The following is a 12,869-nucleotide window of genomic DNA, read 5'->3' on the forward strand; positions in this document are numbered from 1 at the left end:
TTTAAACGCCTGCGGGCGTTTTTCTTCGGTCGCCAGGCTAAACCTGCGGCATAAGCGGACTCAAGGATAAGGACGAATCAGCAATGAAAAAGACCAATGTTGCCGTAGGTGTGATCATCGCACTGGGCGTAGTCTGGACTGGCGCGGCATGGTTCACCGGCAAGCAGATTGAAAGCCACAGGGACCAGCTGGTGCAAAATGCCAACGCTCAGCTGAATGCTTATGCTCCAAACAGCCGACTGAAGATCAGCTATCAGGACTATCAGCGCGGCATGTTCAGCAGCAAAGTAAATCTGGTGGTTCAGGCCAGCTCACAGACGGAAGATAATCCGCTGCTGAAACCGGGTCAGAGCATCATCCTGAATGAGACCATCGATCATGGTCCTTTCCCGTTCGCGCAGCTGAAGCATTTCAATCTGATTCCAAGCATGGCATCGGTTCATACCGAACTGGCTAACACCGATGCGGTGAAAAAACTGTTTGAACTGACCGGGAACAAGTCTCTGATTAACGCAGACACCCGCATTGGTTACAGCGGCGCCACGGATACCGCGCTGCGCGTACTGCCGGTTGACTATCAGAATGCGCAAACCGGCGAACGCCTGGCCACCAATGGCGGCACCTTCAACGTCAGTGCAGATAACAAAGGCGATAAAGTGTCGGTGGACGGTGACGTTGATAGCCTCGCGCTGACCAGCAAAAATGAGATGGGCCAGCCTGTCCTCTTCACCATTAATGGTCTGAAGCTAAGCGGTAACACGCATCTCAGCCCGGAAGGCGTGCGTATCGGCGACCAGTCGGTCGACATTGAGAAGGTGAATGCCAGCATCAATGGTCAGGATGCCCTGGCGCTGAATAAAATGAAAGGCACCTCCTCGTTCGATAATAGTGCCGGTAAGATTGGCGGCAATATCGATTACAAGGTTGAAGGCGTTCAGCTGCAGAAACAGGATTTTGGTCAGGCAGCCCTGAAAATGAAGCTGTCCCAGTTTGATGCCCAGGCAGTCAAAGCCTTCTCCGATCGTTACAACGCGCAGATGCAGGAACTGCTGAGCCAGCCTGGCGTCGCAGAAGACCCTATCCGCTATCAGGCGGGCGTTCATCAGATTCTGATGAACAACCTGTCGATGCTGCTGAAAGGCTCGCCATCCATCAGCATTGCCCCGCTGAGCTGGAAAAACGATAAAGGTGAAAGTACCTTCAATCTGACCGCCAGCTTCAACGATCCGTCCACCGTCACCGGCGAAGCGCAGACCCTCAGCGCCATGGTTGATCGGGTGCTGAAAAGCCTGGATAGCAAACTGGTCATCAACATGCCGATGGCCACCGAAACCATGCGTAAGGTAGGTCTGGCTGAAGGTTATCAGGCCGACGACGCGCAAAAGCTGGCGGATCAGCAGGTGAAGGGTCTGGCGGCGATGGGTCAGATGTTCCGCCTGACTCAGCAGCAGGATAACAACATCGTGACCAGCCTGCAGTATGCCAACGGTCAGGTGAACATGAACGGCGACAAGATGACGCTGGAGCAGTTCATGTCCCGCTATATGCTGGGCATGCCCACCAGCGAAGGCATGCCACAGTAATTGCGCTGTCTTCCATCAAAGGCGACCTCCGGGTCGCCTTTTTTATGCCGACCCGCGAATAACCAGCTGTGGCGGCATAATCACGTTTTGCCGGGCGGCGTCAGGATGCGCCATCCGCTGCAGGATACGATCTGCGGCCACGCGGCCAATCTCCCGTGCGGAACTGGTGACAAACGTCAGAGGGGGATCGGTGAGTTCCGCCTGCGGTTCATCGCCAAACCCCATTAAAGCCAGTTGTTGATCGTAATAGCTGTCGACTGCACCACGGGAAAATGTGCGCCCGGTGCGCATCAGCCCAAAATAACACCCCAGCGCGGTAGTGGCATTGTAAGCCAGCACGGCGGTCAATCGGGGATGGTGCTGAAACAACTGGACCGCCGCTTCGGCCGCCTCTTTCTGGGTACTGCCGCATTCAATAATCCATTCAGGCCTGAACGGCAGACCATATTGCAGCAGTGTGGCGCAATAGCCGCCAAGCCGTTCCGCCCGCGTCAGTGAAGCGCTATGGCCACCCAGCCAGGCAATCCGCTGATGTCCCTGACGAATCAGGTATTCAGTGGCAAGACGCGCAGCCTGAGCATTATCGGGACGGATAGCGTCCACCTCTTCCAGGCTACTGGCGCGCGCGGCGCAGACTAACGCCATATTCAGTTCGCTGGCTCTCGTCACAATCTGGCTGGCCTTGTCGGCACCGCCTCCCAGCACTATACCATCCACCCCATGAGCGACCAGTGACTCAAAGCAGCGATGCAGATGCTGCCCCTGAGCACCGCTTTGCGTCAGGAACAGCAATTTGCCCTGCTTCTCCAGCGCTTCGCTCAGACCTGCCGTCATCTCGGCATAAAACGGCTGACTGAGATCGCGGACAATCAATCCAATCACACCACTCTCACCGCCACGCAGCATGGTCGCTGAACGGTTACGGACGAAGCCGAGTTGCTCAATGGCCTCATTCACGCGTGCCATGGTGGCCACAGAGATCCGTCCTTTACCGGATAACACCAGCGATACCGTGGTCACCGAGACGCCCGCCGCCGCCGCAACATCATTGATGGTGATTTTACTCATCAGATTACTCAACTGAACTACAGCATTAGAAAACAAGGTAAAACGTTACACCTTATGACGTCAGAATAATATCACCCATGACCTGAGGATTGTGATTCAGCGCGCATAAGATCCAGGTAAAACGTTTTATCATCCCGCCACTTTACTCAATGGTCCTTTTATCCAGGAGCGTTCATGTCACCCTCTCACCAAAAAATGTCCGTCTGGGAATTTTTCCAGAGTCTGGGGAAAACCTTTATGCTGCCGGTTGCCCTGCTCTCATTCTGCGGCATCATGCTCGGGATTGGCAGTTCACTGAGCAGCCATGACGTTCTGACTCTGTTACCTGTGCTTGATCACTCCTGGCTCCAATATCTCTTTCTGTGGATGGCCAAGCTGGGATCGTTTGCCTTCAGCTATCTGCCGCTGATGTTCGCTATTGCGATTCCGCTGGGTATGGCGCGCGAGAACAAAGGTGTTGCAGCGTTTGCCGGTTTCGTGGGTTATGCTGTATTAAACCTCAGCATCAACTTCTGGCTAAATATCAATGGCATTCTGCCGACCACTGATGCCGCCCTGCTGAAAGCGAATAACGTTCAGCCGATCATGGGGATTCCGTCGATCGATACAGGCATACTGGGTGCGGTGATTGTGGGTATCGTCGTGTTCTGGCTACACGAGCGCTTCCATAACATCCGACTACCCGATGCGCTGGCCTTTTTTGGCGGCACCCGGTTTGTCCCGATTATCACCACGCTGGTGATTGGGTTAATGGGGCTGGTCGTGCCGCTGATCTGGCCATTTTTCGCACGGGGCATTACCGGATTAGGCTGGATGATTAATAGCGCGGGTGACTTTGGCCCGATGATTTTTGGTACCGGCGAACGCCTGCTACTGCCGTTTGGCCTGCAGCATATTCTGGTGGCGATCATGCGCTTTACCGATGCAGGCGGCACACTGGATGTGTGTGGCAGGAGCGTCAGCGGTGCGTTAACCATTTTCCAGGCGCAGCTCGCCTGCCCGGAAACCCACGGTTTTGCTGAAAGCGCGACCCGCTTCCTGTCTCAGGGCAAAATGCCGGCCTTCCTCGGTGGTCTGCCTGGTGCCGCCCTGGCCATCTATCACTGCGCCCGGCCGGAGAATCGCCATAAGATTAAAGGTCTGTTAATCTCTGGCGTAGTGGCCTGCGTGGTCGGCGGCACCACTGAACCGATCGAATTTCTGTTTCTGTTTGTCGCCCCCTTCCTCTATCTTATCCACGCTCTGCTGACCGGTGTTGGCTTCACCATCATGGCGATACTCGGGGTTACTATCGGCAATACAGATGGCAATATCATCGACTTTGTCGTGTTTGGTGTACTACACGGCCTGTCGACAAAGTGGTACTGGGTACCGGTTGTTGCAGCGATATGGTTTGCCGGTTACTACCTGATTTTCCGTTTCGCCATTCTGCACTTCAACATCAAAACGCCGGGCCGGGAAGTAGAAAATACCAGTGCGGTTGCGCAGCAGGTCAGCAATGCCGGTAAAGGTAAATCGGGCTATAACTCACCGGCTATCCTGGCGGCGCTGGGCGGCGTTGAGAATATTACCTCGCTGGACAACTGCCTGACACGTCTGCGTTTAACCATGGCGGATATGAGTAAGGTGGACGATGCGGCGCTGAAAGCCAACGGCGCGATTGGGGTTGTGCATCTCAATCAGACCAGCCTGCAGGTGGTCATTGGCCCGCAGGTGCAGTCGGTGAAAGATGAACTGTCACACCTGATGAATGTGACTGCATGATGCGCTGGAGCCGATAATGTTTAACTTTGACGAAGTCATCGATCGCCGTGGCAGCTGGTCTACGCAGTGGGATTTTGTGGCTGACCGCTTTGGCGTATCCGATCTGTTGCCATTTACCATTTCCGATATGGACTTCAGAACAGCACCAGCGGTTCAGCAGGCGCTGGCGCAGCGCGTGGCACACGGCGTGTTGGGTTATAGTCGCTGGCAGCATGACGATTTTCTTTCCGCCTGCTGCCACTGGATGTCCAGTCGTTTCGGCTACCAGCCCGATGCTGACACGCTGGTTTATGGCCCGTCAGTGATCTATATGGTGGCGCAGATGCTGCGTCGCTGGAGTCACCTGGATGATGAAGTGGTACTTCATACTCCCGCCTACGATGCCTTTTATAAAACTGTACGCGGCAATCAGCGACAGGTGCTGGAGATGCCATTGCAGCGGGATCGCGGGCGCTGGCGATGTGATATGGCCGCGCTGGAGACGCGACTGGCGCGCCCGCGCTGCAAAATCCTGTTGCTCTGCAGCCCCCACAATCCCACCGGCAAAGTCTGGACGACAACGGAGCTGCAACAGATGGCGGCGCTCTGCGATCGTCACGGCGTGCGGGTGATCAGCGATGAAATCCATATGGATATGATCATGGGTAATCAACCCCATACTCCGTGGGCCAGCGTGGCACGCAGTGACTGGGCGCTGTTTACCTCGGCGTCTAAAAGCTTCAATGTGCCGGGCCTGACGGGTGCGTGGGGCATCATCCCGGATGCGGCGGACAGAGCAGCCTGGTTTCAGGCGCTGAAAAATGCTGACGGCCTTTCGTCTCCGGCGGTGCTGGCCGTCACGGCACACGTTGCCGCCTACCGACATGGCGAGCCGTGGCTGGATGCGCTACGCAGCTATCTTTACGGCAATTTCACGCGGGTTGCCGATCGCCTCAACACTGAGTTTCCCGGACTTAACTGGCACATCCCTGAAGCGACCTATCTCGCCTGGATCGATATGAATGCGCTGGGTATTCCTGAAGAGGCACTGCAACAGGCGCTGATCCAGCAACGGGTGGCGATTATGCCCGGCTCAACCTACGGCGACGCAGGCAGCGGGTTTCTGCGTCTTAACGTTGGCTGTCCGCGTAGTAAGATTGAAGATGGCATTTCGCGCCTTATTGCGGCGATACATCAGTTGCAGGGCTGACATCCATCGGCGAAGTGGCTCTCACTCGCTGGTTATGGGTAATTAAGCAGCATCCGGCGAGGCTGTTGCGCAAATAGCTGGCGCTGTTGCGCAAGATATTTTTATAATGCTCTGCACTTCACCGACAACTGAGCGAGTGCGCCATGATCGATTCAAAAATCCCACTGACTGATATTCACCGCCACCTTGATGGCAACATTCGTGCACAAACCATTCTCGATTTAGGTCGCCAGTTTAACCTTACCCTGCCCGCCACCACGCTTGAGACTCTGCTTCCGCACGTGCAGGTCGGCGAGAATGAACCTGACCTGGTGAGCTTCCTGCAGAAGCTCGACTGGGGCGTGAAAGTGTTGGGCGATCTGGATGCCTGCCGCCGGATCGCGCAGGAGAATGTCGAAGATGCCGCGCGCGCCGGCATTCACTACACTGAACTGCGTTTTTCCCCTGGTTATATGGCGATGACCCACAACCTGCCGATTGCCGGTGTGGTCGAAGCGGTGATCGAGGGCGTACGCGCAGGTCGGCAGCAACACGATATCGACGTGCGTCTGATTGGTATTATGAGCCGTACCTTTGGCGAAGATGCCTGCCTCGGCGAGCTGGAAGGTTTGCTTGCCCATCGCGATCACATCACTGGGGTCGATCTGGCGGGAGATGAGCTGGGCTTCCCGGGCAGCGAGTTCCTGAGCCACTTTACCCAGGCGCGCGATGCCGGCTTCCGCGTTACCGTACATGCGGGCGAAGCGGCCGGACCAGAGAGCATCTGGCAGGCGATTCGGGAGCTGGGCGCTGAACGTATTGGTCACGGTGTGAAAGCGATCGAAGATCGCGCGCTGATGGATTTCCTGGCGGAGCACCGGATTGGTATTGAATCCTGCCTGACCTCCAATATTCAGACCAGCACTGTGCCCTCACTGGCGCAGCATCCGCTGAAAACCTTCCTGGAGCATGGCATTCTGGCGACCATCAACACGGATGATCCGGCGGTTCAGGGCATTGAACTGGCGCATGAGTATCAGCACGCCGCACCGGCTGCCGGTCTGAGCGCAGCGCAGATGCGTCAGGCGCAGGAGAATGGTCTGACGATTGCCTTCCTCAGCGAGGCTGAGAAAGCGGCTATCCGCGCACGCGTGCAGTAATCCTGAAGCGTAGCGACAAAAAACGGGCCGGATAACCGGCCCGTCACTCTGCTGCCCCAACACGCTCCGGGCAATTCTGACAGCCACGCATATGCTTGACGCGCAGGGAACACGGTCAGAAGAGGAAAGCGTCCCGCGCCAGGGCGGCGAGGGCCGAGCATGCCATGGATGGCGGCTTTTGCGTCTTTCCGATCTGGCCGTGCTCCCTTCGCTGGCTCGGTCTTGCAGTTGGCGCTGCTAATAAAACGGGCCGGATAACCGGCCCGTTCTGCTTTCTGCATTAAGCACCTACAGATCAGACGCGCTTCAGCGACATCGTCTGGCGTTTCTCAGCGGATTGCAGACCCAGTTCAATCAGCTCCATCACCTGAATCGCCTCTTCCGCCGTCACCGGATTGTTACCGCGTCCGGCAATCGCATCGCGGATGCCCGCATAGTAAGCGGGATAGTTGCCCGGCTGAGTCAGTTGAGTAGTTTCCGTCAGTGAATCACCGTCAACTAACGTCAGCGTGCCGTCGCGCATGTCATAACCCCAGTCCTCCTGCGGCGGGAAATCCCCCGACTTCAGGCGATCTTCCTGTGGGTCCAGACCATATTTGACGTAACTGCCGCGCGTGCCGTGGACGGTATAACGGGCAGATTCTGCTGCCACCAGCATGCTGGCGTGCAGCACCACGCGGCGCTGCGGGTAGGTCAGCGTGGCGTGGAAGTAGTCGGTGGTCTGCGCGCCCGGACGCATCTCGGCCAGGTCGACATTAATAGCGACCGGCGGGCCAAACAGCTGCAGCGCCTGGTCCAGCAGATGTGGCCCCAGGTCATACCAGATTCCGCTGCCTGCGCCCTTCATTTCGCGCCAGCGATTACGCACTTCCAGACGGAAGCGGTCAAAGTGCGATTCGAAATAGCGCACTTCACCCAGTGAGCCTGTCTCAAGGAGGGATTTCAGCGTCAGAAAGTCACTGTCCCAGCGGCGGTTATGGAACACCGATAGCAGCAAACCTTTGGCTTTCGCCAGCGCATCCAGTTCGCGCGCCTGTGACAACGTCACGGTAAACGGCTTGTCGACCACCACATGTTTACCGGCGTTCAGCGCCGCTTTTGCCAGCGGGAAGTGGGTGTCGTTGGGGGTAGGAATAACAATCAGTTGCAGCGTAGGGTCGTCCAGCAGCGCCTGAGGATCGGCCACCACTTTAACAGCAGGCCAGTCGGCGTGGACTTTGCTGGCGTCGCTACTGGAAATGGCTGCCAGCTCGACGTCCGGTGTCCCTGCAATCAGCGGGGCGTGAAACGTTTTACTGGCAAAACCGTAGCCGATCAGACCAACACGTAATTTATCGCTCATTTTGATTCCTCTTTGTCGCTAACCTGATTGATTTAAGACTATTAACCAGGTGAGGACAAGGCGGAATCTCCCGAAAAAACTAAGAGATAGCACTCCGCGCCAGGGGCCAGGCCGTCTGCGCCGCCAGGCTGTCATGTGCGTCCTGATTGCGGCGGCGGAAATCGCTGGGACTGACACCAACACGCTTGCGAAACACGCGCGAGAAGTAGAGCTGGTCGTCGTAACCCACTTCACGCCCTACCGAGGCGATCGGTTCCTGGGTGGTCTGCAGCAACAGTTTGGCGCGAATAACGCGCTGATCTTCACGCCAGCGCAGCAGATTTACACCCATCTGCTCGCGGAACAGGTGTGCCAGCCGCGACGGTGACAGGCAGACGTGACGCGCCACCTCTTCAATCTTCACTTCGCTGGCAAGATGGTTGGTCACATACTGGCAGGCTTCAATTACGCGTGGATCGCGGATGAGCTGATGACTACGCGGATCTTCTTCAACGGCACGTAGCAGTAGTCGCTCCAGCAGGTTCATCGCCAGCTCTTCCGCAAAGCGCCGACCCGAATTATGGGTCTGTTCGATACTGGCAAACAGTCGGTCAAACTCGCCACGCAGTGACTCAGGCAGCAGCAGTCGTCCCACACCCTCCTGCTCATCCTGCCAGCGCAGCCAGTCGTGCCAGTAGGCGCGCGGACGGAAATAGACCCAGCGGTGGAACCACTGCGGACTGTCCGGCGCGCGACCATAGTAGTGGGCGGTTTTTGGCTGAAACAGCAGCATTTCGCCGGGCTCGCAGTCAAATGCCCGCTCGCCGTCGAATACCCGCCCTTTACCTTTAATGGTGAGATTCAGAATGTAACCTTTCATGCCGTGCGGGCGGTCGATAAAAAAATCGAGTGGACCATCGGCAGTGATGGGCGTCAGCCCTGCCACCAGCCAGGCATTGAATGAATAGCCCGGCAACAAGGGGTTTTGCTGCTCAGCCGGTAATTCGCGGTGATACATAGCGTCCTCACTCAGTCTGTTATTGTTCGGATAGCCTGCAGACACCTCTGCGTCCGCAGGCCAACGGCTCGCTCAATCAGGCTTTTTTCTGTTTGTAACGGTCAAAAATCACCGCAGCTAACAGTATCAGACCGCGCACCACATACTGTGAGAATGGCGAGATATTCAATAAATTCATCGCATTCTCTACCGTGCCGAGGATCAATACCCCCGCCACCACGTAAGAGATCTTGCCGATGCCGCCCTTCAGTGAAACACCACCCAGTACGCAGGCAGAAATCACCACCAGTTCATAGCCGATGGAGGTCATCGGCTGGCCGCTGGTCATACGTGACGCCAGAATAATGCCCGCCGCCGCAGAGACCAGGCCGGAGAGGATAAAGATGATGATACGGGTGCGCACTACCGGTACACCCGCCAGGCGCGCCGCCTCTTCATTGCCACCAATCGCGAGCGTATTACGACCAAAGGTGGTTTTGTTGAGCAGGAAGCCGAAGATCACCATGGTGGCCAGGGTCAGCCAGATCGGCGCGGGCACACCCAGCCAGTTGGCAAAGCCCAGTTCAAAGAAGCGCTCATCTTCAATACCAACCGCTTTACCGTCAGAGAAGATATAAGCCAGGCCGCGCACGATCTGCATCGTCGCCAGCGTGGTGATCAGCGCATTGATCTTGAGCCGGGCGATCACAAAGCCGTTGATAAAGCCGGTGATCATGCCGAGCACCAGTCCGGCACCCACACCAATCCACAGGCTTTCCGTCATATTGATGACCACGGCGGTGACGACACCCGCACAGGCGATAACGGAAGCGACCGACAGGTCAAAATCACCGGAGGCCAGACAGAACAGCATGCCGCAGGCGACCATGCCGGACATCGACATCGCCAGCCCTAAGCCTTTCATATTGATAAACGAGCCGAAGTTCGGCACAAAAATCGCACAGACAATAAACAGCAGTGCAAATACCACCAGCATGCCGAAGTTGTCCCAGATGCGACCTAACTGCAGGCCGCCGCGTGAAGCGGGCTGCGGTGTATTTGAGGTCGTAGATGAAGCCATGATGATCTCCTGTCAGGCCACGGCGGCCGCTTGAGTGGTTTTGGGCATCGCCAGGCTCAGCGTCTGCTGCTCCGTGGCGTCGTCGTGCAGCAGTTCACCGGCAATGGCACCTTCACGCATCACAACGATGCGATCGGCCAGGCCCATCACTTCCGGTAAATCGCTCGAGGCGAACAGCACCGCAATGCCCCGGTTCGCCAGCTGATAAATCAGGTTATAAATTTCATGTTTGGCACCGACATCGATGCCGCGCGTTGGCTCATCCAGCAGGATCACTTTCATATCCTCAGAGAGCCAGCGTCCCAGGATCGCCTTCTGCTGATTACCGCCAGAAAGGTTCATGATCAGCTGATCGGCGCTGGGCGTTTTAATATTCAGCGAGCGGATATGGCTGTCGGCGTTCTTGTTTTCCCAGCCGTTTTTTATCAGGCAACCGGCAGTCAGGTTGTGACGGCGGGCGCTGATGTTGATGTTGTCGCGCACCGAGTGCACCGGAATAATGCCCTCAGCTTTACGATCTTCCGGGCAGAGCATGATGCCGGCACGAATGGCGTCAATCGGCTCACGCAGCGGCAGTGGCTTGCCGTCCAGGATGACCTGACCGCCACGCAAACGCGTGCCGCCGAACAGGCCCTTCAGCAGTTCACTGCGTCCGGCACCAACCAGTCCAAACAGTCCAACGATTTCACCGGCATGGACTTTCAGTGAAATTGGCGTACGTACGCCCTTCGCTTCAACCTTGTCCAGCTCCAGCCGCACTTCCCCTTTGGGACGCGGTGTGTAGCCATAGATATCGCCCAGGTTGCGCCCAACCATCGCCTGCACCAGATCGTCGTGATGGGTGTTCGCCATGTCAGTAAATGTCCGCACGTAGCGGCCATCTTTAAACACGGTGATGGCATCGCTAAGGGCGAAAATCTCTTCCATACGGTGTGAAACGTAGAGCACCACCCGGCCCTCCTCGCGGAGCTGGCGAATGACGCGGAACAGGTTGTCGATTTCACGCGCCGACAGGGAGCTGGTTGGCTCATCAAAGGCGATAATACGTGCGTTGCGCGCCAGCGCTTTGGCAATCTCCACCATCTGCCACTGGCCCAGCGACAGGTATTTCAGCGGCATATCGGGATCGATATCCATGCCGAGATTTTTCAGCTGTACGCCCGCCTCAAAACGCATCAGCTTACGGTTGACCAGTCCATGTTTGTGCGGAATCTGACCGAGATAGATGTTCTCCGCCACGCTCATTTCCGGCACCAGATGCAGTTCCTGGTAAATAATGGCGACGCCCGCGTCCAGTGCATCCGTCGTGCGCTGAAAACTCATCGGCTTGCCTTTAATACGAATCTCACCGCCGCTCGGCTGATAACTGCCGCTGAGTATTTTTAACAGCGTCGATTTGCCTGCGCCGTTCTCGCCCATCAGAGCGTGAACTTCACCGCCACGGCAGTCGAAGGAGATATCCTGCAACGCTTTCACGCCAGGGAAAGTTTTACTGATGCCATGAAACGACAGAAATGCTGAATCAGTGTTCATGTTAATCCTCACTCTTTCGCGCCACCGGCCGGTTATGGCGGGCGACGCGAAATGGGCTATTAAGGATGCCGGGCAACGAACAGCCCGGCAGGCTCACAGTTACATCAGTCCTTTTTTCGCCAGTTCAGTTTTGAAGTTGTCACGGGTGATCAGCACCACATCAGTAACTTCGGTGAATTTAGGTGGCTCTTCACCTTTGCTGACCCAGTTGTAGAGCATCTGGCTGCTTTTGTAGCCGTGGATATCCGGGCTTGGCAGCAGCGAACCGTAGAAGCCGGTCGCCTTGTCTTTCGACAGTTCGCTGATGGCATCGACGCCGTTGATGCCGATACCGATGACGTCAGCCGCTTTAAAGCCCTGACCTTCAGTCGCACGTACGCCGCCCAGCACGGTGTTGTCGTTCATGCCGACAATCAGCCAGTGTTTGACTTCAGGATGCTGCACCAGCAGGGAGTTACCGGCATCAAACGCGCCAGGGATGTCGTTAGATTTGGTTGGGACCTGGTAGATCTGGGCTGCCGGGAAGCCAGCGGCTTTGATCGCGTCCATTGAGCCGCCAGTACGACGACGAGCGGTGTCGAGTTCGTTGGCGGTAATGGCCATCACGCCGGTGGTTTTCACATCCCAGCCGCGTTTCTGCATCTCTTTATAAAGCTCCTGACCCTGACGCTCACCAATTTTAGTGGCCGCCATCATCACCAGTGGCACGGTATCCATTGGCTTGCCTTTGGCGGTGACGAACTGATCATCCACTGCGATGACTTTCAGGCCGTAGCCGCGCGCTTTTGCCATGATGGCGGAACCGAGTTTTGGATCGGGCGTACAGATGACAAAACCTTTTGCGCCGTTCGCCGCCAGGCTGTCGATGGCATTCAGGGTTTTTTCACCATCCGGCACGGCAATTTTAATGACATCAAAGCCAAGATCTTTGCCCGCTTTATCGGCGAATTTCCATTCAGTCTGGAACCAGGGTTCTTCTGGTTGCTTGACTAAAAAACCCAGCTTCATGGTCTCGGCGATAGCGGATTGTGACATAACCGCTGCCAGGCCGATGGCCGCGAATGCTTTAGTGAATTTATGCATGATGCTCTCCGGTACCAGGTTATTTTTCGCTGCTAATAACGAATCGGTGTAAACGCTACCAGTAAGTTTTGTTTTGTGGGTACAGCCATAAATCAGTGCGTTAGGCTGGCA

The 12,869-nt window shown here is 56.3% G+C and carries 10 protein-coding genes; 4 read left to right on the top strand and 6 right to left on the bottom strand.

The genetic code is table 11. The features are described from left to right. Nucleotides 1-83 precede the first annotated feature (83 nt). Entirely contained in the window at nucleotides 84-1,583 is a 1,500-nt protein-coding gene (locus tag IAI47_RS10345; RefSeq protein WP_008926238.1) for a YdgA family protein, read from the top strand. Between the two features lie 42 nt (nucleotides 1,584-1,625). Here the strand turns inward: IAI47_RS10345 and malI are convergent, their stop codons facing one another. Continuing rightward, a complete protein-coding gene (malI, locus tag IAI47_RS10350) occupies nucleotides 1,626-2,651 on the bottom strand; it encodes a Mal regulon transcriptional regulator MalI (RefSeq protein WP_008926237.1) in 1,026 nt (341 codons plus the stop codon). Nucleotides 2,652-2,825: 174 nt separating this feature from the next. Between malI and malX the strand changes: the two genes are divergently transcribed. From malX to add, 3 genes are all read left to right on the top strand, one after another. Beyond that, nucleotides 2,826-4,415: a maltose/glucose-specific PTS transporter subunit IIBC gene (malX, locus tag IAI47_RS10355; protein WP_003853444.1), complete on the top strand. Its 1,590-nt coding sequence runs from the start codon at nucleotides 2,826-2,828 to the stop codon at nucleotides 4,413-4,415. A gap of 16 nt (nucleotides 4,416-4,431) precedes the next feature. After that, nucleotides 4,432-5,604, top strand: a complete 1,173-nt coding sequence (locus IAI47_RS10360; RefSeq protein ID WP_008926236.1) for a MalY/PatB family protein — start codon at nucleotides 4,432-4,434, stop codon at nucleotides 5,602-5,604. A 143-nt stretch (nucleotides 5,605-5,747) separates the two neighbouring features. Next, the gene (gene add / locus IAI47_RS10365) at nucleotides 5,748-6,743 is read left to right on the top strand and encodes an adenosine deaminase (RefSeq protein ID WP_003853442.1); all 996 of its coding nucleotides are present in this window, start codon (nucleotides 5,748-5,750) and stop codon (nucleotides 6,741-6,743) included. A 295-nt stretch (nucleotides 6,744-7,038) separates the two neighbouring features. Here the strand turns inward: add and IAI47_RS10370 are convergent, their stop codons facing one another. From IAI47_RS10370 to IAI47_RS10390, 5 genes are all read right to left on the bottom strand, one after another. Next, nucleotides 7,039-8,085 (bottom strand): oxidoreductase, encoded by a 1,047-nt coding sequence (locus IAI47_RS10370; protein ID WP_003853441.1) that lies wholly within the window; start codon nucleotides 8,083-8,085, stop codon nucleotides 7,039-7,041. 79 nt (nucleotides 8,086-8,164) lie between these two features. Continuing rightward, on the bottom strand, nucleotides 8,165-9,082 hold the full coding sequence (gene araC / locus IAI47_RS10375) for an arabinose operon transcriptional regulator AraC (RefSeq protein ID WP_003853440.1): 918 nt from the start codon (nucleotides 9,080-9,082) through the stop codon (nucleotides 8,165-8,167). A 76-nt stretch (nucleotides 9,083-9,158) separates the two neighbouring features. Beyond that, nucleotides 9,159-10,142, bottom strand: a complete 984-nt coding sequence (araH, locus tag IAI47_RS10380; protein WP_003853439.1) for an L-arabinose ABC transporter permease AraH — start codon at nucleotides 10,140-10,142, stop codon at nucleotides 9,159-9,161. 12 nt (nucleotides 10,143-10,154) lie between these two features. Further along, nucleotides 10,155-11,675 carry an L-arabinose ABC transporter ATP-binding protein AraG gene (gene araG / locus IAI47_RS10385; RefSeq protein WP_008926235.1) on the bottom strand — a complete coding sequence of 507 codons (1,521 nt, stop codon included), beginning with the start codon at nucleotides 11,673-11,675 and terminating at the stop codon, nucleotides 10,155-10,157. Nucleotides 11,676-11,774: 99 nt separating this feature from the next. Beyond that, complete coding sequence (locus IAI47_RS10390) at nucleotides 11,775-12,758, bottom strand: arabinose ABC transporter substrate-binding protein (protein WP_003853437.1); 984 nt, start codon at nucleotides 12,756-12,758, stop codon at nucleotides 11,775-11,777. Nucleotides 12,759-12,869 lie beyond the last annotated feature (111 nt).

It is taken from the genome of Pantoea sp. MT58 (assembly GCF_014495885.1).
Taxonomy (GTDB): Bacteria; Pseudomonadota; Gammaproteobacteria; order Enterobacterales; family Enterobacteriaceae; genus Pantoea; species Pantoea eucalypti.

Excerpts from the sequence above, each read along its gene's own strand:
- IAI47_RS10345 (WP_008926238.1), top strand. The coding sequence starts at position 84 with ATGAAAAAGACCAATGTTGCCGTAGGTGTGATCATCGCACTGGGCGTA.
- malI (WP_008926237.1), bottom strand. The coding sequence starts at position 2,651 with ATGAGTAAAATCACCATCAATGATGTTGCGGCGGCGGCGGGCGTCTCG.
- malX (WP_003853444.1), top strand. The coding sequence starts at position 2,826 with ATGTCACCCTCTCACCAAAAAATGTCCGTCTGGGAATTTTTCCAGAGT.
- IAI47_RS10360 (WP_008926236.1), top strand. The coding sequence starts at position 4,432 with ATGTTTAACTTTGACGAAGTCATCGATCGCCGTGGCAGCTGGTCTACG.
- add (WP_003853442.1), top strand. The coding sequence starts at position 5,748 with ATGATCGATTCAAAAATCCCACTGACTGATATTCACCGCCACCTTGAT.
- IAI47_RS10370 (WP_003853441.1), bottom strand. The coding sequence starts at position 8,085 with ATGAGCGATAAATTACGTGTTGGTCTGATCGGCTACGGTTTTGCCAGT.
- araC (WP_003853440.1), bottom strand. The coding sequence starts at position 9,082 with ATGTATCACCGCGAATTACCGGCTGAGCAGCAAAACCCCTTGTTGCCG.
- araH (WP_003853439.1), bottom strand. The coding sequence starts at position 10,142 with ATGGCTTCATCTACGACCTCAAATACACCGCAGCCCGCTTCACGCGGC.
- araG (WP_008926235.1), bottom strand. The coding sequence starts at position 11,675 with ATGAACACTGATTCAGCATTTCTGTCGTTTCATGGCATCAGTAAAACT.
- IAI47_RS10390 (WP_003853437.1), bottom strand. The coding sequence starts at position 12,758 with ATGCATAAATTCACTAAAGCATTCGCGGCCATCGGCCTGGCAGCGGTT.